The sequence below is a fragment of the Agaribacterium sp. ZY112 genome, from assembly GCF_041346925.1.
GTDB lineage: Bacteria > Pseudomonadota > Gammaproteobacteria > Pseudomonadales > Cellvibrionaceae > Agaribacterium.
Genome location: NZ_CP166840.1, coordinates 2693650 through 2715766, shown reverse-complemented (window position 1 = coordinate 2715766; position 22117 = coordinate 2693650). Strand labels below are relative to the sequence as shown.

General features: G+C 44.3%; 16 protein-coding genes. 6 read left to right on the top strand and 10 right to left on the bottom strand.

The annotated features are described in order from the left end of the window. Positions 1–450: 450 nt before the first annotated feature. The 5 genes from AB1S55_RS11740 to AB1S55_RS11720 form a co-directional block, all read right to left on the bottom strand. Positions 451–4860: an Ig-like domain-containing protein gene (locus AB1S55_RS11740; protein WP_370978373.1), complete on the bottom strand. Its 4410-nt coding sequence runs from the start codon at positions 4858–4860 to the stop codon at positions 451–453. A gap of 794 nt (positions 4861–5654) precedes the next feature. Beyond that, complete coding sequence (locus tag AB1S55_RS11735) at positions 5655–5948, bottom strand: hypothetical protein (RefSeq protein ID WP_370978372.1); 294 nt, start codon at positions 5946–5948, stop codon at positions 5655–5657. A gap of 8 nt (positions 5949–5956) precedes the next feature. Continuing rightward, the gene (locus AB1S55_RS11730; RefSeq protein WP_370978371.1) at positions 5957–7378 is read right to left on the bottom strand and encodes a family 43 glycosylhydrolase; all 1422 of its coding nucleotides are present in this window, start codon (positions 7376–7378) and stop codon (positions 5957–5959) included. 111 nt (positions 7379–7489) lie between these two features. After that, positions 7490–8809, bottom strand: coding sequence for a hypothetical protein (locus tag AB1S55_RS11725; RefSeq protein ID WP_370978370.1), 1320 nt, complete (start codon positions 8807–8809; stop codon positions 7490–7492). A gap of 251 nt (positions 8810–9060) precedes the next feature. After that, positions 9061–10401: a helix-turn-helix transcriptional regulator gene (locus AB1S55_RS11720; RefSeq protein ID WP_370978369.1), complete on the bottom strand. Its 1341-nt coding sequence runs from the start codon at positions 10399–10401 to the stop codon at positions 9061–9063. 249 nt (positions 10402–10650) lie between these two features. On the opposite strand from AB1S55_RS11720, the gene AB1S55_RS11715 reads away from it, so the two are divergent. From AB1S55_RS11715 to AB1S55_RS11705, 3 genes are all read left to right on the top strand, one after another. Further along, positions 10651–12333 (top strand): sugar porter family MFS transporter, encoded by a 1683-nt coding sequence (locus tag AB1S55_RS11715; RefSeq protein WP_370978368.1) that lies wholly within the window; start codon positions 10651–10653, stop codon positions 12331–12333. Between the two features lie 92 nt (positions 12334–12425). Then, the gene (locus tag AB1S55_RS11710) at positions 12426–12881 is read left to right on the top strand and encodes a YchJ family protein (RefSeq protein WP_370978367.1); all 456 of its coding nucleotides are present in this window, start codon (positions 12426–12428) and stop codon (positions 12879–12881) included. Positions 12882–12990: 109 nt separating this feature from the next. Next, on the top strand, positions 12991–15528 hold the full coding sequence (locus tag AB1S55_RS11705) for a glycoside hydrolase family 2 TIM barrel-domain containing protein (RefSeq protein WP_370978366.1): 2538 nt from the start codon (positions 12991–12993) through the stop codon (positions 15526–15528). A gap of 96 nt (positions 15529–15624) precedes the next feature. Here AB1S55_RS11705 and AB1S55_RS11700 read toward each other — a convergent pair whose 3' ends face one another. The 5 genes from AB1S55_RS11700 to AB1S55_RS11680 form a co-directional block, all read right to left on the bottom strand. Continuing rightward, on the bottom strand, positions 15625–16518 hold the full coding sequence (locus AB1S55_RS11700) for a pseudouridine synthase (protein WP_370978365.1): 894 nt from the start codon (positions 16516–16518) through the stop codon (positions 15625–15627). Beyond that, on the bottom strand, positions 16511–17812 hold the full coding sequence (gene scpB, locus AB1S55_RS11695) for an SMC-Scp complex subunit ScpB (protein WP_370978364.1): 1302 nt from the start codon (positions 17810–17812) through the stop codon (positions 16511–16513). The genes AB1S55_RS11700 and scpB overlap by 8 nt, the downstream gene beginning before the upstream one ends. A gap of 20 nt (positions 17813–17832) precedes the next feature. Beyond that, positions 17833–18759 (bottom strand): ScpA family protein, encoded by a 927-nt coding sequence (locus tag AB1S55_RS11690; RefSeq protein ID WP_370978363.1) that lies wholly within the window; start codon positions 18757–18759, stop codon positions 17833–17835. Between the two features lie 62 nt (positions 18760–18821). Beyond that, the gene (locus AB1S55_RS11685; protein ID WP_370978362.1) at positions 18822–19451 is read right to left on the bottom strand and encodes an L-threonylcarbamoyladenylate synthase; all 630 of its coding nucleotides are present in this window, start codon (positions 19449–19451) and stop codon (positions 18822–18824) included. A 34-nt stretch (positions 19452–19485) separates the two neighbouring features. Next, entirely contained in the window at positions 19486–20325 is an 840-nt protein-coding gene (locus AB1S55_RS11680) for a PHP domain-containing protein (protein ID WP_370978361.1), read from the bottom strand. An 86-nt stretch (positions 20326–20411) separates the two neighbouring features. Between AB1S55_RS11680 and AB1S55_RS11675 the strand changes: the two genes are divergently transcribed. Genes AB1S55_RS11675 through AB1S55_RS11665 form a run of 3 tightly spaced genes read left to right on the top strand, consistent with a single transcriptional unit; the run spans position 20412 to position 22117 of the window. Then, the gene (locus AB1S55_RS11675; protein WP_370978360.1) at positions 20412–21128 is read left to right on the top strand and encodes a VC0807 family protein; all 717 of its coding nucleotides are present in this window, start codon (positions 20412–20414) and stop codon (positions 21126–21128) included. A gap of 9 nt (positions 21129–21137) precedes the next feature. Further along, positions 21138–21437 carry a YciI family protein gene (locus AB1S55_RS11670; RefSeq protein WP_370978359.1) on the top strand — a complete coding sequence of 100 codons (300 nt, stop codon included), beginning with the start codon at positions 21138–21140 and terminating at the stop codon, positions 21435–21437. Next, a complete protein-coding gene (locus AB1S55_RS11665) occupies positions 21437–22117 on the top strand; it encodes a TIGR04211 family SH3 domain-containing protein (protein WP_370978358.1) in 681 nt (226 codons plus the stop codon). Before AB1S55_RS11670 ends, AB1S55_RS11665 begins: the two co-directional genes overlap by 1 nt.

Here is a 22117-nt window from a genome sequence, read left to right as displayed (position 1 = left end):
CGAGCAACTGTTGAAACTTAAGAAATAATATCGACCATGACCAGATAAAGAAACTTACAGGAAACATTATTCTACGGAGACTCAGTGTACTTAACAAAAGCCACTAAATAATTATTCTCACCTAAAAGGGCCTTATAATTTGATTATAAAACTCGTTTATCGCCGCAGTAGATTCGATATTACAGCTATCAACAAACAAGGCTCAGGGGCGACTGCAAACTTACCTTAAGCATAATGCATTCGCCCCTAAACTGATGATTATCGTGAAAAAGATTACCAACCATTAGAAATCGAGCAAGTTACCCTGCTTTTATGTCATTACAAAACATTCTAAAAAAGACAGTGTAACCCTCACCATTTGCAACCAAGTTAGTTAAGAAGTTTTCTTAACTGTCAAATCAAATGGAAACAATAGTATTTAGACTAACTGCCTTTATAGTCTTTCAGGGGTTATCGACCGAGGTCTTGACCATTTTTAGCGACTGCAGACCAGGCATTGCCATTCCAACGATATACATCACCGGCCGCATTGATTCCCCATGGCACACCATCAGAGCCTACATCGATTCGTGATAAGCGGCTCTTGTCAGGCCCAAAGCGCTCAAAACGGCTGCCGCTCCAACGCCAAATGGTACCATCTGTTTTAGTCAGGAATACGGCACCGCCACCACTAGCTATATCTTGTGCACCACTGCCTCGCTTCAACCAGCCACTACCGCCCCAAGAATAGACACCACCAGCATCATTTATACCCCATGCAATACCGTCCTCACCAACATCTAAACGTGCCAAACGGCCACTTTCAGAACCAAAGCGTTCAAATGCCTTGCCATTCCAGCGCCAGATACTGTCATCATTTTTAGTAAGGTAAACCTGTCCGCCACCAACACCAATGTCTTGGCCGTTATCGCCCCTGCGCTGCCAATTGTTACCATCCCAGGAAAAAATATTGCCATAACTGTTTATCCCCCAAGGCATAGCATCGTCACCAACATCAATACGAACTAGCTTTCCTTGATTTGGGCCAAAACGCTCAAACGCCGCGGATCCATTCCAAGCCCAAATGCTGTCATCCTCTTGCAAAAGATAAGTAAGCGCTTTTTCGTTGGCACTAGAATCAAAGATCCAATGCTGATTTTTGTTGTTATTATTGCTCGCCCATAAATATAGATTTTGTCTCTGGGCTCCGCCATTACCACCATCAATTGAAAATCCTGGGGCATTACGTTTCTCTAAACGGTAACTATTGGAAGCAACACTGACTTTTTTCCAGTGTTGATTGTGGTTACCATCACGGCAAGTCCAAAGATAAACATTTTGCCCATTTGCTCCGCCGCTGTTTCCATCAAGGCAATAATTGGTATTTAATTTTTGATAGGAAAAATACCCCCCACCACGATTGATCTCAATCCAGCTTTGATTTTTATTATTTGAATTCGCAGTCCACAAATACACATTTTGAGCATTCGCACCACCATTCCCGCCATCAATTGCATAGCCAGTAGCATTGCGCTTTTTCATGTGTACCGTTGACCCTGAACTCGGTGAGCCGGACGAAGTATCGGCAGAAACCGTAAACTTAGTTCTAGAATCAAATAACAAGTGTCCTTCGCCATTTTTTTTACTCGTTGCGACAACACGTAATAAATGCTCACCTGAACCGAGATTCTTATTATTTAAACTAAAAGGCGCTTCATTCTCTAAACGAACCTGTTTGCCATCCAAATAATACCTTACTGAGCCAATATCATAATCATCACTACTTACTTCTATGCGAGATAGATCACTTTCGGAATAGGTATATAAGTGCTGCAAAGGCCCAGATTTATGCTTAATTAAGAAAGGGACATAAGAAGCGGCTGTTTTAACCAGATTTGGTCCAAAACCGGCTTCACCTTTAGCCGTCTTAGCATTGTTTTCACCCATAAAGATATAAAATAGACCATCGTCATCACCACCCTCCTTTGCACCATCATTAATGGTATAAAAGAAAAACGCACCACCTGTGGCATTAACATTATCCGTTGTCGCTGTTGCAAGTCCGTTGGCATCAAGGCGCATATCAATAGAAGCATTACCAGAACTACGATATACCGCGGTCAGGAACAGATCATCACCATTGGCATCATGATCATTCGCCAGCGGGTTCGCTTTAACAGAACGTTGACCTTTTTTAATGATTTCTCTATTTTGTATCGCGATCGGCTGAATATTTTTCTTAAGTACCGTTGTAAAGTCGCCTGGGTCAGCCCAGTTAATTTCACGAGCTTGAGCGATGGCTCCACCACCAACCCGAACAGATACTTCGCCACGGGTAATATTACCTTCTTCATCACGAATCCAATAACTAAAAGCATCATCACCACTGTAATCTAAATCAGGTTCATAGCGCACTTTACCCTCGAGCAAATAAAGTTCTCCATGAGTTGGCTGGAGGATTCCATCCAGCCAAATCCTCCCACCATCAGGGTCTTCATCGTTAGCGATAACATCTAAAGTCTTGGCTGTATTAATAGCAATACGAAAACGATCAGAATTAGCGATGGGGGCAGGCGCTGAAAAACTTAATTTCCCATTGTCTTTGTATTTACTTAATTGAGCCTTAGTAAAATCAAGAGGAACGGGTATAAGTAGTTTTTGTACTTCTCCGGTAGCACGATCAGCGACCAAATCATCAACAAGCACAAAAGGTTTGCCGTTATTAAAGCGATAGTAACCTTCTTTAATTAAAAGGTTACCTGTAGCGTGCTTCCAGTTTAGTAAAGGGTGATCAAATTCCCAGGTACGACCTACAACCCCAATGGAATCAATTTTCAACCAGTTAAGATGCACATTAGCATTAAGTTTTATTGCGGGAATAGGCTCGTAACTTACCGCTAAACGATCCTCTACTAGTTCCGCTGAATCATAATAACGATGGCCTGCTTTAGTCGTCCCCTTGTAATCTTGCTCTACATTGTGAAACTGCATATCTATAAATTCGATACCCACTCGGTTATCACTGGCTCGCCCCTCATCGTGCCCATAGGTATCTACACCAACAGGCATGTTTTCAATACTTGCTCCATTAATAACCCAATCAAATGATTTTCGTTCAAATACTATGCCCCCCGGGTTATTACTTCCTAAAGAGTGAGGTGTATCTGTACCAATTACCCGTAGGTCAATCATTGTGTAATGCGGCGAATAACGAGCTGTTACCCCCCGGAATACCTCCCAAGCGGTAAAACGAGTCATCATGCTACGTAAATCATGATTTTGCCCAGGGTTAGAACGAACGACCTGAAAACCTACCTGATTACCAAAAGCTTCATTATCGCGAAACTCAGTTAATACAGGGGTTGTAGGGTGAGTCCAACTTCCACCGCGCATGATCTCCGGTTGATCCAGTGCTGTGACAGGGATACTGACTGACTCATTATCGGCCTGAACACCATTGCGGCTGATATAGCTATAACCGTGGGTGGTATTCGCAGCGACATTTTCGGAGGCCTCAACCATTCGGCTGCTAAACCAGAATCCATCACCACCTCGCCCTGCATCTCTTTGACTTACCGTGTCCTGTGCGGCAACAACCCCCCAATTTCGCCCCTGTGCTTTAATCGCGATATTGCGTAACCAATTACCAATATCATCACCACTCTCAGCAACAAAAGCAGCACCAAAAGCGTTATAAACAACATTATCAACAAAATTTGCATTTGATGAGTGTTGCACCATGCCCCAGCCGGGAGTGCCATTCACCGCATTGCCTATAAGTTGCACGGGGTTTTCACGAGTCTTAGCGCCTATACGATGTAAATGAATGGCATAGCGCCCCTGTACGTTACTGTTGTACTTTATTGGGGAAAACGTAGAAGCACCTGCAGATTTAAAGCTCTTATCTGTGCGACCTAATTCATCCATCGCTGCATAACGAACATCGACCGTATTACGCATAAACATTAAATGGCCACGCTGATGAGAAGGTAACTTAGCGCCCCCCTCATTAGCAAAGGTCACATTCCTCGTAAGGTTAGCAACGTAAGCCTTTAAGTCCGAGGCAGGCGTGTCATGGTTATATTTTAGAGCCTGCTTAATCGTTACCCTTTTACCATTAATTGACGAAATAGTAACAACTTCGTCCTCTGTTCCCCGCCAATGTTTATCTGGGTTAAGAATCCATTTTTCGCGCCCATCAAAACCCTGTTTGTGCGTTCCTGTAACGACTAACTTATCACCTACCTTCCAACCAACTGGTGCTTTAGAAAAAACTAACGTTCGGCTACCCGCCATCGGGTCTTTTGCCACTTTTAAAAAGCTATCTTTTTTAGCCCCGTGAATATCCACGGTGCCCATACTAATCAAACCCCGCGAGACCAGCTCGGTATCCCAGTTAGGATTAATATTGCCATTATCAGCAAAAAGAATATCTGCTTTGAAACCTTCTTTAATCGGATTTTTCTTGTTTCCGATTGTTAAGTTACCACTACCAGTAACAACAATGGTGTCGACCACCAACTTGGTATTACGCCAATAAGCAAAGGTAAGAGCGCCATCTACACGTATCGTTGACAAACGCTCCGAGCTCGCCCCTTGATATGTGACAGAAATGCCTTTAGGTATGTGAACTTTGGCTGAGCGGCTAGGAACGCGCCCACTTTGCCATATGGTTTTATCAAACCACTTACCCGAGGCACTAGCGACGTGAGTTGCATCTTCCGCTTTTACTAAGTTGAGCACGGCATGATGCTCATGCCCCATTTGAGCAGAAACAAAAATAGGAAAACAACTAAGAAGCAGTGAGAAAACAACCAACAAGAATGTTTTATTTAGAAAAGACAAACTAACTTGGGAAGTACTTATTATATTTATATACATAAAATTACGCCTTTAAAGCAATATACCTATGGGCTAAACGGCGACAGAAATCAATAACCCAAATCAGTCTCAAATTTGACCTCACCCCTCTATATACAAGACAAATACAGCTTATAAGAACAAGAAAAGGAGGTAATTAAATTAAACAAAACAAAAGGACCATGAATGACACAACCCATCACATTAGAATCATAATTAATATATAAAACAACAAATTATTAACATCCCTTACCACGATGTGATCCAGTTATCCTAGTAAAATCAAAATTAACACTCAATATGGATTTATACCCACACGACAAACAATTAATTTATTTAATAAAAAAACCAAATAACTTCCACAAAAACGAAACCAAAAAAAAACAAACGCATAACCCAGAAAAAACAGAAAAAAAACAAAAGAAAACCATCAAATCCCACAAGAAATTACAGAGAAAAAGATAGCCCAAAGACAGAACAGACCGAAGGGATTTCATGTAAAACAAGATAACAAAATCACGCCATAAAATTTTAATTAAGTTAAACACCACTCAATTAAAAAACCCCACCAAGCAACGCTTTATGGGTATCCGAACTTATAAAGCTCTCCTTGATGAATTCGTCAATTACTAACCCCCCCCAATAGATCCAAACCTTTCCCCCAATGACGCATAAAATCACTTTATGATAGTGACGCCCTAAGAGTTTATTGACAGACCCCGCTTAAGATTCCCTTAGCCCCCTCACAAATCATACCTATCTGTGATTACATAGACTTTATCTTTGTGAAGCATGAAAACAACCTTTTGTATTCATTAAAAAAATAGGCACTTATCAAAATAGGCAACACCTTTATTTAAAACAAAATAGTCAGGTCTAGGAGGACTGTCCGTTAACTCATAAAAACCAGCTTTTGAAAATTGAGCGGCTTCGACTTTACGCAGCTGCGTGCTCTCAGTGCTAGTACTATTACTTTCACTGACACTTTCACTAGTAGCATTGCAAGCACCAGTACTAAGACCTACTGCTAGCGCCAATAAAATATAAGATAAAATCACCTTCATTAAATTAACGCTAGGCAGCTGTATACCTGCTTTGAGCATCAACACAGGTCTTGTTATTGGATGCGAATTGAATCAATAGCCCACGAACCGCTTTCAGCACCAATAAACTCAATACGCAAGCGCTTCAAACGCTCAGGCATATCATCAATATCATCCAAACTAAGCTTATATTCTACAAAGTCCTGACTGTTCGCTTTAACATCCAATACAGTTGATGCTTGTTCAAACCAATTGATTCCGGGGTAAGACCAAAATCGATAAATGTCCGTTTTAAACTCGGCAAACGATAGCTTTAATTGTTTCGCAGCCGTTTCGTTCTTAATACTTATGGTCAATGTACGGCCCGGTAGATCGGCAGAAGCCCAATTCGCACTTTCAATGATTGCCCTAGCGTTTATATCACCAGCAATAGAGCCGTCCTTTTGCCAGCTAACATCCGTACCAGTTGGTGAGCGCCAGCCCATACGAGAGTTGTCAAAATCCCATAAACGACCACCACCAATAGGAACAATAAAGTCACTCTTTAAATCCACAGTGCCGTCTTTGTGGAAATACATTGGTTTAAGCATGACACCACGATAGAACATACTAATGTCGTGATGCTCGTGAATCACATACCACTGGCCTTTCCAATTAAAAATACTGCCATGACCGCCCGCATAAAATTTACCTTTGTACTGATAAGGGCCTTCTAATTTATCACTCATTGCGTAATCCGCACCCCAAACAAGGTAATAATGCTCGTTACGTTTAAACAGTGTCGGTTTGTCATCCGTCGGCCTAATGCTGCCATCTGGGTTAGTTATAACAATCGCCTTTGGTTCGCTAGCTAGCGATAACATGTCATCAGCAAGTCTCGCCATATAATAGCCACCAGCACCCCAAATAATGGAATAAACACCGTTCTCCTCAAATACATCAGGGTCGTAGGAATGGGTTGGCGCAAGATCGTGTGGTAACAGAGGTTTACCTAAGGCATCTTTATACGGGCCCGAGGGCTGATCGGCGACCATGACGCCGGTATCAAAATTACGATTAGAGAAATACCAATAAAACTTGCCATCTTTTTGCGCAAAGTCACCAGCCCAGCAGTTTGCCTCTGGACCAAAATAGGTGTCATTCGGTTCTATCGTCGTTTCTTTACGCCAATTTAGCAGATCATCTGTAGACCAGATTTCCCACCTATCCATCGTCCAATCAAATTCCACATCCCAACTTTGATCGTGGCCCATGCCTACATATAGCCTATCGCCGACTATCATTGCGTGCGGGTCTGTTAAGCCATGTTCAGGAAAAATATTAGCGATGCTCACCGGTGCACCCTGCTTCGGGTGAGAAATAACATCGGGGAAGCTATCACCCGCTTTGCCGGTATCTGTTGCACTGTTATCTACTGACTTAGCCTGGGTACTTGCGTACGAAGCAAACAGGCTCACACTAAGCAGTACTAAAGTAATCTTTCGAAACACATTCATAAAATAATCTCTTAGGCTGAAATTAAATACTAAAATTTAACAACTAAAATCAGCTCACAAATAAAAACTAAATAAACTAAGTAATGAAACTCAAATCGCCAGAACGAATAGTTAAGCAATAATGCTTGCGGCTTCTTTATTGATGAAACGCGTATTTGTACCTTTATCAATCAGCTTCATGCCTGGCGAACAATAAACGACGTTGCCCTCACAACCCTCGGGTATAATTAAATCTATCGCGCCATTTCCTGCACCACCAAAATAACTGCGAATAATATTATTGTGGGCACCCGGTAAAAGCCGTAGGTTTGCACGCCCCTGACCCGATGCACCAATGAACCAGGTGTCAATTACATTTGCGCTGCCACCGAGCACCATGCCGTCAGCATCAATTTGTGCGTGCTTACGTGCGTAAGAGCCGCCATCACTTAAAGGCAACATCACCCCAGGCTCTTTAATAATGCCACCTCTAATCTGGCCGCCATTACTTGTCCAATACAAGTTACAGGTTTCTGGGCCTACGCCTTTTTTTCGCCCCTGCCTGACAATATGGACATTGTTAAACTGCCAACCACTGAATTCCGTGAAATATTTTGTTTCCTTGACCACACAGGGGCCATCACCATCGGCAAAACAGCAATCGTTGAGAGAGTTAGCCCAATGCGCTGAAACTTGACCTGCCAAAGCCTTGTCTTGCTCACCGGCAAAGTACACAGGAAAATCTACATCGGCCGTATGTAACTGATTAACTCGTATGGTGTCAGTGAAGCAAGTAGACAGCAGGCCATATGTGCACATCGCGATACGCACATCAATAATCGTTGTTGAGTCGTGGCTCATATCAAGCCAAATAGCCGCACCTTCGCCAATTTCAGTACTGCGTTTTTGACTTGGGTCTCGATAGAGACCCAGATTAGTGACCATGGGTAGGCTCATTCGCAGATCAGTCCATGACTCACCGCCAGCACCTGGGTTCGGCGCTCCAATACGCAGACCGTTGGTTCTGAAACGAATATTTGTCCCGTGCTGCATTGGAAATTCACCATTGGGATTACCAAAACCCGGTCGACGCCCTTCGATAGAACACGGAACACGTGCAGTAATAGACTCCGCCGTTAGGTCATAGCAGCCGGTTTCTAAAAACGCATCAAACTGCTTTACCAGACCTGGCTGTAGAGCAGAAAAACCAAGCATGCCGTCTTTATGATTAAACAACTCACCCTTAGCGTATTGCTGCAACTTGCCCTTTTCATCTAGCCGATAGGCAGGCGCCAGACCCGTGCCATTACAAATATCTGCAACTTGAACAAGCTTTGAGTGTGAACGTACTGCATCAGTGCCTGCAGATGCCGAACTCGCACGAGAAAGCATCGAACCTGTGATACCCGCTGCGCCAAAAAGTGTGGCTTTACCAAAATTTCTACGATCCATATACACACCTATAACTTTATTCTTTTTAATGTGAGCTACTTTTTATGGAGGGGATGGACTTGAGAAAAATAGCCCCTGCCAGCTCTTCATTTAGGCATTAAAGGTATCGCTAAGGTACTTCAAGCGTCCTTCAAAATACTCTTCAAATCAGCTTCAAAATACAACAAGCCCTTTAAATTCAAAGAGTTAGACTAGGGTGAGATTTTATAGGGGAAATAGAGCGCAGCGATAAGGCCTGCTTTACAGAGAGCTCACAACTGTGATTGAAACTGCCCCGGAGTCTGGCCAGTTTCTTTTTTAAACACCGTACTAAAGTAATTTGAGTTGTTAAAACCCACTTTAAACGCCGTCTCTGTGACGCTCATTGTCGTCAATAAGTTTTTTGCTCGTTCAATACGTGTTGCTGTTAAATACTGATTAAGAGTCTGCCCTGTATGTAACTTGAACTGACGCATCAGATAACTTGGGCTTGCAGAACAATGTTTAGCCACTTTCTTTACATCAATATCCTCCGCATACCTTTCGGCAATATAGGCCTTGGCTTGATCCACTGCTTTTTCACTTCGCCTTACCGGTGCATCAACAATTGCTTCGCCTAAGGCTTTACTTTCTTGGCTAGCTATATGACTGAGCTCGGATTCTGAATCAATACGCTCAATAGCTCGCAAGCTTTCATCGGCTCTTTGTAAAACCTCATGACTGTTTGCACCCGCATCAATGCTTAACTCCGACAAACTGGATAAGAGTTCACGAACTTGCAGTTTATATAACTGCAGATCGCCCTCAGAGGCTCCGGCAAGCTTGGCCCATAAGCGATCGAGTTCGGCTGACTTCTCCTTAACGGTTCCCGAGCGCAACAAATACAGTAATTCGTCCTTCACTGCATAAGCGCGACCACGAGTGCGCTTTGCATCCAGATAAACGGCCCCAACCCAACACAACGCGGTAAAAACAGCGCCTACAGAAGTCAGCCAATAGCTATCAGAAATATGGTGAATGGCAAGTTGTGCGATAGCGACCATCAATGCGCCCGATAACAGCGCTATGTTGATAGGGTTTGCTTTAGTTTTAGAGCGGAGCTCTCGCCACAGCAGCCATAAACAAGGTAAGAAAAGCAGCAAAGTCATGTACACGGTGAGCAAAACCAACGCCATGTTGTTTACAACGTCAAAACCTAAACTTTGCTCAAACTGCTCAGTGTAAATGAAATTGTAATTCGCTAAATCTTGAACGGATAAAAACAGTAAGGTCAGTAATACCGCAAAGAGATACATAAACAGCTGCGTCAAACCACTTAGTTTTCTGGCGCATTGCTCGTAAAGAGCGATTTGCAGGGCCGGTATACCAAAACCCATGAACAGCAAACCTCGAGCAAACAGAATATAAATAGCTGTTTGCAAATCCGTATAAAACTGCAGGGTCTGACCAATAAGGTACAAAGCAAAACTTAGCAAAAAAAGACTGTGTAAACCAAAAGCAGGTAATACCCGACGCCCCACCAAAGCGAAATACAGCAACGCTAAGAACAGAAGCTGTGCTGAGAGCAAAGGCAGTAAAACAAACAAAATGGAGTGCGTAGGCAGAAAAATCATAGACTTAAGAATGCGTTCAAGCTAAGCAGATGGCAAGGGCAAGACTATAAAATTAAGAACTAGAACGTTTACCTTACTCAAAGCCCCATGCGTCAAGCTCTTGACCAATACGTCTAAGCAGCCCTAAGAAAAGCGCCAAAAAGTGCTGAGTTCTGACACAGATCAGGCTATTATAGGCAGTGTTGCTCGCTCCATGCTTGTCAACAATTTACAATAACGATAACAAACCGCGTAAGACGGAACGGAATAATGTCTAATTCTTCCAGCACAGATCCACTAGGCAGTTCGCCCAGCGAAGGCGATCAAACCCTAGTCGGCTCTACCCCAACTACCAAACCTCAGAGTAAAGTGATGTCTCGAGAAAAACGAAATGCATTTATGTTCGCCTTTGTTGTAGCCATTGGCGGTTTTATTTTTGGCCTAGATATTATGCTTATATCGGGCACCTTCCAATACATCACGGTCGAATTCGGCCTAACAGCATTACAAAAAGGTAATATTGCCGCAGGCCCTGGTTATGGCGCCTTGGTTGCCCTGCTCTTTGCAGGCTTTTTCTGTGAGCGCTTTGGGCGTAAAGCAACCCTACTCACGATCGCAGCCTTATATACAGTTTCAGCTATCGGTTCTGCATGGGCCCCTAGCTATACCTCACTGTTCTTATTCCGCCTTATTGGTGGTTTAGCCTTTACCTCTTTAAGTGTTGCGGCCATGTATATTGGTGAAATTGCACCACCGGCAATGCGCGGTAAATTGGTAGGCATGAACCAGCTCAATATCGCCATTGGTATTCTTGCAGCCTCTTTGTTTAACTTCTGGATCGTCAACGTTGCTGAAACAGCACCGGCTTGGGCAACAGCCATCTCCTTAAATGAAGGTAATGTATGGCGCTGGATGCTAGGCATGGAAACCATCCCTGCAATTCTTTGGTTTATCTTGCTGTTCTTTATCCCTGAAAGCCCGCGCTGGTTAATGCTGAATGGCAAACACGAAAAAGCTGAAAAAGTTCTGCGTCGCATCACCCCTGCAGACGAAGTCGAAGAAGAACTGAAACAGATTGAAGAAAACTTAAAAGACACCACTCATACCATTGGTTTTGTTGAGCAAGTTAAAACCCTAATGAGCAAGAGAATGCGCATTGCCGTATTGATTGGCTTGTTTATGGGCATCGTGCAACCACTTACAGGCATGAACGCAGCCCTAGCCTTTATGCCTAGTATCTTCGCCCAAACCGGTGGCGCTGAAAACGCGTTTTGGAACACCATGCTAGTAAGCTTTATTGGTATGTTCTTTACTCTAGCTGCACTGCTGGTGATTGATAAGCTGGGCCGCCGTATCATCTTATTAGGTGGCCTAGCTGCTTGTGCGGCAGCAATGGGCTTAATCGGTTATGGATTCAGCACTGCGGTATACCAAATTACCCCAGAGGCCTTAACGTACGTATCATCAAGTGTCGATACCTCCTTATTGCAACCTTTAGTGAGCCAAAGCTTTGGTGGAGAAATTGAGTTTAAGCAAGCGGTCTTAGATGCAGTAGGTAAAACCAGCTACGATATTATTGAGAGCGACTTACTTGTACATTCAGTTAGCATGAATGCCACCCTTGTTCTTGTTGGTATCATTGCTTTTGTATGCTCTTATAACTTCTCAGTAGGCCCAGTACTTTGGATCTTATTCTCAGAGATCTTTCCAACCAAAGTACGCGCACTTGCTATCACCTCTTGTGGCTTTGTAACCTCAGTCTTTGGTGGTGTGGTGGTACCTAACATGTTCCCTTGGCAAATCGAGAACTTCGGTTCAGCAACCACCTTCCTTATCTACGGTACCTTCTGTACTTTAGGTCTAGCGGTTATGGCTAAGTACACCCCTGAAACCAAGGGCAAAACCATTGAAGAGATTGAGCAAGAGCTAGCAGCTAAAAGCCTTAAAAGCTAAATACCAGCGTGTTATGTAAAGGCGGTCTAAAGACCGCCTTTTTTGTATCTGTCACTTTTGCTTTCTAACTAGAAACTTACAAATAACAGCTTATGAATGATTCAAATAATGCACTTTGCCCTTGTGGCAGCACTCGCCATTACCAACAATGCTGCGCCCCACTTCATAAGTATGAGCAACGTGCCCAGAGCGCTGAGCAATTAATGCGCTCTCGTTTTAGTGCCTTTGTCTTAGGCGACGCTCTCTACCTTTTGGAAACACTACACCCAAGCAAACGCCAAGCTAATGAGTTGCAGCTTCTCGAAAACAATATAAAAAGCACCCAATGGTTAAGTTTGAAAGTCATTCATAGCAGTGACAACGAAGTCGAATTTGTTGCCTTTTATAAAGCTAGCCCTTTTGCACAGCTACATGAGTGCTCACGCTTTTGCCAAGAAAACAAGCAATGGTACTATCTTGATGGGCAGCAATTGCCTCCTATAAAATTAGAAAGAAACGAAAACTGCCCCTGCGGCAGCCGTAAAAAATATAAAAAATGCTGCCTCTAATAGCGCCTATATGCTGTCACCAACGTCATTACAGCCAGTAACTTGACCTATAGGGCACAGCCCGTTAACGTCAATCTTTTCGTTTTGGCCTCCAAATAAGGAATAAAATATGAGAGCCGCTTCCGCACCTATCGCCATATTATTAGCCTGCTTAAGCTTTAGTGCTTGCAGCCCTAAAAATGAAATTATGGTAGAAACTGCAGCCACCGAGCGTGAAACCGATTTCAACTTTAACTGGCGATTTACCTTAGCCGATCAAGAAGACTTTTCTGACCCCGCTTTTGACGACAGTAAATGGCGTGAACTTCGCTTGCCCCATGACTGGAGCATCGAAGCTGATTTTGATGAAAAATACGATGGAGCCACCGCTTATTTGCCCGGAGGCATTGGCTGGTACAGAAAGAGCTTTTTAAGCCCCAGCGAGCTCGAAGAAAAACAGGTTTACCTTTATTTTGACGGCATTTATAACCACAGCGAAATTTTTCTAAACGGCAAAAAAGTCGGCGGCCGTATTAATGGTTATACCCCTTTTCATCTAGAAGTCAGTAAAGACTTAAAGCAAGATAATACTGTAAATACACTCGCCATTCGTGTTGACCGCAGCCGTTATATAGACAGCCGCTGGTACCCTGGCTCTGGTATTTACCGCGACGTCAAGTTGATCCAAGTAGATAAGTTACATATTCCACCTTGGGGCACCTATGTAAAAACACCTGTAGCCAATAAAGACAATGGTCAGGTCGAACTTGATGTTGAAGTTTTAAACAAGCGTAAAAAACTTCAGAACATCCGCTTACAAACGGACATTGTCGATAGCAAGGGCGCCATTGTCAGCAGTGAAACCACAAGCACAATGCTTTCTTCTCGCTCAGCGACCACCATGCGCCAGCACTTCAATGTCTCTGAACCACAGCTTTGGAGCCCAGAAAGCCCCAGCCTATATACAGCCAAAACAAAAATCATTGCCAATAATAAAGAAATAGATAGCTATGAAACTCGCTTTGGCTTTCGAGATATTCGTTACGATGCCAATGAAGGCTTTTTCTTAAACGGCATCAACACCCCAATTAAAGGTGTGAACTTGCACCATGATGCAGGCCTTGTAGGTGTGGCTGTTCCCGATGATGTTTGGAAACGCCGCCTATTAAAACTAAAAGAAGCCGGTGTTAATGCCATTCGCATGGCTCACAACCCCTCCTCTATTAATTTACTTCGCATGACTGATGAGATGGGCTTTTTGGTCCAGTCTGAAATTTTTGATGAGTGGGACAACCCCAAAGATAAACGCCTAAATCAATGGGAACGCCACGACGACTATATAAGCCGAGGTTATGCTGATTGGTTCCAAGAAGAAGCTGAAAACGATTTAAAGCTTGCTGTTAAACGCGACCGTAATCATGTCTCTGTTGTCATGTGGAGCATTGGTAACGAAATTGAATGGACCTACCCACGCTACAAAGAAGCAACGGGCTATTTTGATATGGATGCCTCGGGTAATTATTTCTACAACCCGCCATTTATCTCTCCGGAAGAGATTGTGAAACGCTTCCACGAAAGCCCAGAGGGCACCTACGTACTTGCAAAAACAGCTAAAAAATTAAGCAAGTGGGTAAAAGAACTCGATACCACTCGCCCTGTCACCGCAAACTTAATTTTACCTTCGGTTAGCCATATTAGTGGTTATACCGATGCTTTAGATATTGTGGGTTATAGCTATCGCCGTGTCATTTACGATTATGGTCACGAGCTATTCCCTGAAAAAATGATTATGGGCACAGAAAACGTCCCCCAATGGCACGAGTGGAAGGCCGTAGAAGATAGACCATTTATTCCCGGCACCTTTTTATGGACAGGCATTGACTACCTAGGTGAAGCTCACGGCGCCTGGCCTCGTAAAGCGGTAACAAGTGGACTACTTGATACCGCCGGTTTTGAAAATACCAGCTTCCATATGTATAAAAGCCTGTGGAACGATGAGCCTCATATTCACATCAGCTCACAAACCGAAGAGAAGTCTTTATACAAGCTTGAAAACGGCAACGTGATTGAAAAAGAACCGGGTAAATGGCAAGAGCGAGTCTGGATCTGGCAAGACGTTAACAGCCATTGGAACTATCAAGATAACGAAACCGTTATTGTCGAAGTTCTGACTAACTGCCCCAGCGCCGAACTCTTCTTAAACGGCAAAAGCTTGGGCGTGCAAAAACTCGCCGACAACGACGACCGCGAATTAAAGTGGGCTGTCCCTTGGCAAGCAGGTGAGCTAAAAGCTGTTGGCTTGGACAACTGTCAAACCGAGAGTCGTATAGTAACAACGGCAGCAGCAAGCGCCATTGAACTAAGCTCCGATAAAGACACGCTCGCCAACGATAACTACGCTGTAGCTCACCTAACAGCCAAACTCGTTGATAAGAACGGCCTCGCGGTATTACACGATGATAAAGAAATTAGTTTCACTTTAAGTAAAAACTTAGAGCTTATCGGTACCGATAATGGTGATACCAGCACCATGCAGCGCTACCAAGGCAGCAGTCTATTAACCAGTGAGGGTCAAGCACTGCTAGTGGTACGCCGTATAGGCGACGGCCCAGCAAGTATCACAGTAAAAGGCAAAGGGCTTAGTGAAAGCACGTTAAGCTTAAATTAGTTTCTATCGTTTATAGGCTAAAAAAGCTGACAATAAAAAGCCCGCGTATTTTTCAATACGCGGGCTTTTTGCTAAGAGCTGAAAGTAAACTAACTCTTAACGCGAATTACGACTGCCTTTAGACGATGACCTTAATTTTCTAATATGGCGCTCGCGCTTATCTTGAAGGCTCTGTTGGAAGCGGCGTTTTTTCGGCGCAGGTAAACCGGCGGTTTCATGCAGTTCTCTCAGCTCTTTATAGCTAAGCTCAATCCACTGGCCAACACGCACGTGCGAAGGCACAAAAATATTACCAAAGCGTACACGTTTAAGTCGGGTTACGGTTAAACCTTGGCTTTCCCATAAACGGCGCACTTCGCGATTTCGGCCTTCCATCAAGGCACAGTAATACCAATTATGTGATGCACCTTCTTCGTTATTTGGCGACTCGGCAATATCAGTAAAACAGGCTTTGCCATCTTCAAGTTCAACACCACTTAACAAACTCGTTCGCATCTCATCTGTTAGTTCACCGCGAACACGTACCAAATATTCTCTATCAATTTCAGATGAAGGGTGCATTAGCTTATTAGCCAAGTCACCACTATTGGTGAACAACAATAAGCCTGAAGTATTAATATCTAAACGACCAATTTGGATCCAGCGACCGCTATTAACACGCGGTAATTTATCAAATACAGTGCGTCGGCCTTCAGGGTCATTGCGCGTACAAATTTCCCCTTCTGGCTTGTTGTAAAGTAATACACGTGTATCTTCATCTGCAGCGGCCAAGCGTACACGCTTGCCATTAAGCTCCACAGTGTCTTCCAAATTAACGCGATCACCGAGTTTTGCAAGGGTACCATTGACCGTGACTTTACCCGCAGCAATCTCTCGCTCAAGTTCGCGACGCGAACCTAAACCACAACGAGCCAGTACTTTTTGCAGTTTTTCACCTTCTGGTTTTTCTTCTGGCTGCTCTGCAACTTCAATTTTTTCGTTATCACTCATCGTCTTTATCTTCTTGATATAAGTCGGCAGTGACACTGCCAAATAAACTATTTTCAGCGGCGGGCTCTTCACGCTTTTGTAAAGGCTCGCCCTCATTTTCACTAGCGACATGAGCTAGCGCTTCATCATTTTCCTGCTCAAGTTCAGTAGTCAATTCATCAACACTGACATCATCCACTTCGTTTTGCTGATCAACTAAGCTCTGCTCTTTTTCAAAGCCAGAGGCGACTTGCTCGTCATTGATATTTTCTGGCTCTGCATCCGCAGCATCGATATTTTGCTCATCACGATGCTGCTCCTCACCTCCATCTAAACTCTCATCCAAGTGATGTTCTAAACTGTCATCACTAGAATGCTCTGCTTCGCTCTCCGTTGAAGCTTGCTCTTTGTCACCGTCCTGCTCTTGTGAACCAGCGAGTTCGGAAGGCTGCGAATCCGTGTTCTGCTCCTCTGATTCGTCCTGCGGGTCTTCAATTTCTTCAACTTGTGAAAAATCAATTGGCTTAGGAGCAAGATCATCAGAGCTAATAGCGGTATCCGGTTTTTTCTCATCGAGTTCTAAGTCAGCATTTAAACTGTCTATGTCTTTTAGCTCGCCAAGGCTTGGTAGCTCATCCAAACTCTTTAAACCAAAATAATCGAGAAACTGGCGGGTGGTTGCATATAAGGCTGGTCGCCCGGGTACATCCCTATGACCAACAATTTTCACCCATTCGCGCTCAGTTAAGGTTTTCATAATATGAGAGCTGACGGCAACACCGCGCACTTCTTCAATATCACCACGAGTTAGAGGCTGCCTGTAAGCAATCAAAGCCAAGGTTTCTAATAAAGCTCGGCTGTATTTTTGCGGCTTCTCATCCCATAAGCGATTGACCCAAGGAGCGTAGTCTTCTCGTACCTGAAAGCGCCAGCCCGAGCCCACTTCGACTAAGGCAAAACCGCGCCCATCACAATCGCCTTGAATCATATTCAGAGCTTCTAACAGTAAGCCCTTTGACGGTATTTCATGTTCTTCAAATAAGCTCTGCATACGTTTCAGCGGCATCGCTTCGCCCAAAGCTAATAAGGCGCCTTCAAGTATGGGCTTTAAACTCTTAAGCTTGGCTTGCTTTTCTTCATCACTTAAAGCTCGCGCACGCTTCTCTGCAGCTGCCAAGGTTTTACTATCAATTTCTTCAATCGCGTCGTTGTCTTCACTTTCTTGTTCGGAAGCTTCAAGCTCTGCTTCTTTGGTAAGGACCTCAGACTCTGCCTCTTCGGGCTGTGCTTCGTTTTTTATGTCTTCATCTGTCATTGTTTTTACCTGCCTACACCCTATTCCGATTTGGCTTTGACATGAATAGCCCCAAAGGCCTCTGTTTGTACAATTTCCACCAGTTTTTCTTTGACTAATTCCATGACGGCCAAAAATGTCACTACCACCCCTAAGCGCCCCTCTTCATGAGTAAACAAGCTAACAAAAGGGGTGAATTGGCGGCCGCGAAGTCGATCTAGCACTTCGGTCATACGCTGGCGAGTACTCAGTTTTTCTTTCTGAATTTGGTGGCTTTCGAATAAATCTGCACGACGCATCACTTCTGATAAAGCCAACAGTAATTCTTTGATATCCACCTCAGGATCTGGACGAGTTGAATTTCGATCCGGCCCCTCGGCTTTAGCCACATGGAGATCACGATGCATACGCGGCATTTCATCAATATCTTCTGCTGCCTTTTTAAAGCGCTCGTACTCTTGTAAACGTCGAATTAACTGAGCACGAGGGTCTTCCTCATCTTCATCTTCACCTTCGTTAGAACGAGGCAATAACATGCGCGATTTAATTTCCGCCAACATAGCTGCCATCACCAGATATTCAGCAGCTAATTCAAACTGCATATTTTGCATCATCTCAACATAAGCAACGTATTGACGAGTGATTTCACTCACATTGATAGAGAGAATATCTAGGTTCTGTTTACGGATAAGATAAAGTAATAAATCTAAAGGCCCTTCAAAGGCCTCAAGAATAACTTCAAGCGCGTCAGGTGGGATATACAGATCTTTAGGAAGCTCAGTCAGCGCCTTACCTTCGACAACCGCAAAAGGCATTTCACCTTGTTCAGGCTGAACAGAGTCGGACTCAGGTTTTGCACTGACATCAGCCTGCGGCTGTGCATCTGAAGATTCAGGCACAGTTTGGCTTTCAGGCGCAACACTCGTATCTTGTGATTCTAGAGGTTCAGATTCCGTGGTTTCTGACAAAGGGTATTCTCCGCGCAGGGCGCTAGCAAAACGCCCATTATAGCGGGAATAGCAACGCTTTCCTAAGAAAGATATTCGCCCTCTTCAACAGCCCCACAACCTTGGCGCAAGAGTTTTGGTTCGTCACCCGTCAGATCGATTACCGTAGTAGGTTCCATGCCACAATACCCCCCGTCAATCACCAAGTCGAGCTGATGCTCGAGGGTTTCACGAATATCGTAGGGATCTGTTAAGGGCTGCTCATCACCAGGTAGAATCAAGGAGCTTGTCATTAACGGCTCACCAAGCGCCTCCATGATCGCCAAAGCGATTTTATTATCCGGAACACGCAAACCTAAAGTCTTACGCTTAGGGTGCTGCAAGCGTTTAGGCACCTCGGATGTCGCGGTTAGAATAAAGGTATAAGGCCCTGGAGTTTTACTTTTAATAAGGCGGTAATCCGCGTTATCAACACGTGCATAATTAGCCAACTCACTTAAATCACGGCAAACCAAAGTGAAATTGTGGTGCTTATCTAGCTGACGTATGGAGCGAATACGATCAAGCGCAGCTTTATCACCAATATGGCAACCAAGCGCATAAGCGGAATCTGTGGGGTAAGCAATTAAGCCGCCCTTGCGCAAAATAGCCACAGCTTGGTCAATCAAGCGCGCTTGTGGGTTTTCTGGATGAATACTAAAAAACTGAGACATGTGTTCCTTCTTATCTTATCTGTACGGCTTTTATCTAAACCGACCACTGCTGCCAAATAGGCTCTACCGACTGTGGCAACGCCGAGATTTGCCCCAAGTCCGCGTTATAGCCACTAGGGGCATGAAAATCACTGCCGCATGAGGCAAGCAACTCGTATTTATTGGCTAAACGGGCCATATCACCGGTTTGCTGTGGGGTTTGCAAACCGCTAACAACCTCAATACCTTGACCACCACTTTCTTTAAAGTCATCGATCATGCTACATAGTTTAGTACGTGTCATTTTATATTTAAGCGGATGAGCAAGCACCGCCTGGCCTCCAGCGGCTGAGCAAGCTTGCGTCACATCATCAAAATCAGGCCACTGAAGCTTCACATCTCCAACCTTGCCAGCACCTAAAAATTGCTTAAATGCATGTGCTACATCTTTGACTTTACCCGTGTCGATCATCGCCTGAGCAAAGTGAGGTCGACCAATAATGGCACCATCTGCCTTGGCCTGCGCCGCCTGCAAGATACCTATAAAGCCGAGTTTTTCTAGCTTACTCGCAATCACTTCACTGCGCTCTATACGCCTTTGCAACTGAAGTTCAGTCAGTGCCTGAATAGCGCTATGGCTGGCATCAAAGTTTAATGCCAATACGTGAATGTTGCGTCCATACCAAAGACAGGAGAACTCTACACCCGTTATTAAGTCTATACCTTCTAACTCTGCCTGAACGGTAGCTTCGGGTAATCCGCTGATCGTATCGTGATCAGTTAAAGCTAAAGTTGTCACACCTTGGCTTTTGGCCCTCGACAGCAGCTCTGCAGGACGTAAAATACCGTCCGACTGAGAACTGTGGCAATGAAGGTCGTAACAAGGCTCTGACATAAGTCTTTCTCGGGTTAAATGTGATTCAGCCTTAAGCTGACTTAAATTATTAGGCTGGCAAGGCCAGCTACTTGGACAACAACTCTATGACTAACAATGACAGTAAACCGAATAATAAGCCCAAGAAAGAGAGTTTACTGCTTAACCTTGCCTTAAACATCATTATTCCCACTTTAATCCTGACTAAACTCAGCGGTGAAGACCACTTAGGCCCCAAACTGTCTATTGTCGTCGCCCTCGCGTTTCCGATTGTTTATGGTATTGCTGATTATTTCCGCGAAAAGAAGCTTAATTTTTTCTCAGCCCTCGGGGTCGTCAGCGTCTTCCTTACCGGCGGTATTAGCTTATTAGAGCTGCCCCCCCAATATATAGCGATTAAAGAGGCCAGTATTCCTGCCCTTATTGGCATAGCCACCTTAATCTCGAGCTATACCCGCTACCCGCTGGTCAAAGTATTTCTCTATAACGACAAGGTTCTGCAAACTCAGAGGATCGCCCAGCAACTCAAGGAGCGAGGCAACGAAGTGGCTTTTGAACGCGCCCTAGTTATCGCTTCTTATTTGGTGGCCGCATCGTTTTTTCTTTCAGCAGTATTGAACTATGTACTAGCAAAACTCATCGTAGTCAGCAGTCCTGGCACCGAAGCCTTTGCTGAAGAACTCGGAAAAATGACCGCTTACAGCTATGTTGTCATTGTTGTACCCAGCATTACCGTCATGTTTGCGGCCATGTTTTATTTGTTTCGCCGCATTACACGTCTGACGGGCTTAGAGCTCGAAGATGTATTCAACGAACAAAAATAAGGATTCACCATGCTTTACGCCATTATTAGTGAAGATGTTGCCAATAGCTTGCCGCTTCGCCAACAAGTTCGCCCTGCTCATATTGACCGCTTAAACGTATTGCGCGACGAAGGCCGCCTTATTCTTGCTGGGCCTCATCCTGGTATTGATAGCAATGAGCCTGGCGACGCTGGCTTTACAGGCAGCTTAGTGGTTGCCGAATTTAACAGCTTGAGCGATGCCCAAGCCTGGGCCGATGCCGACCCCTATATGGATGCTGGCGTTTACCAAAGCGTGACCGTTAAACCATTTAAGAAGGTGTTACCCTAGTGAAAAGAAGCATCGTTTGCGCCACTGCGATAGCAAGCTGCGTTAGCGCCTTAAGCAGTGTGCACTTGCAAGCCGAGAGCTTGTGGGTAAAAGATAAACTGTTTGTACCCCTGCGAAGCGGCCCCAGTTCTCAACACCGAATTTTGCACAAAGGTTTAGCCAGTGGCACCCAAGTTGAGGGTTTAGGAGAGAAAAAAGACGGCTGGCTTCATATTAAAACCCAAAGTGGTATTGAAGGTTGGCTGCCCGAGCAGTACTTACTGCAGTCACCCACTGCTGGGGTACAACTAGCAGCGGCTCAACAAAAGAGTCAAAAATCGTCTGCCAAAGCCGCCGAGCTACTGGAAAAAAATAAAGCCTTAACGACAGAGCTTAAAAAGACCAAAACTCAATTACTGCAAACTGAAAAAGAAAAGCAGCAATTTAATATGGAGCTGCATCGGATTAAGAGTATTTCTTCCGGCGCGATAGAGCTTGATAGCAACTACCAACAGCTATTAGAAGATCATAAATTATTACAAACTGAAAACGATAGCTTAAACGCCGAGAACATCACCTTAAAGTCGGATCGTCGTTCAAGCTATATGTATAACGGTGCATTGCTTGTTATTCTCGGCATGTTAGCCGCTGTCATTATTCCACGACTTCGCCCCAAAAAACGCAACTCTGAGTGGGCTTAA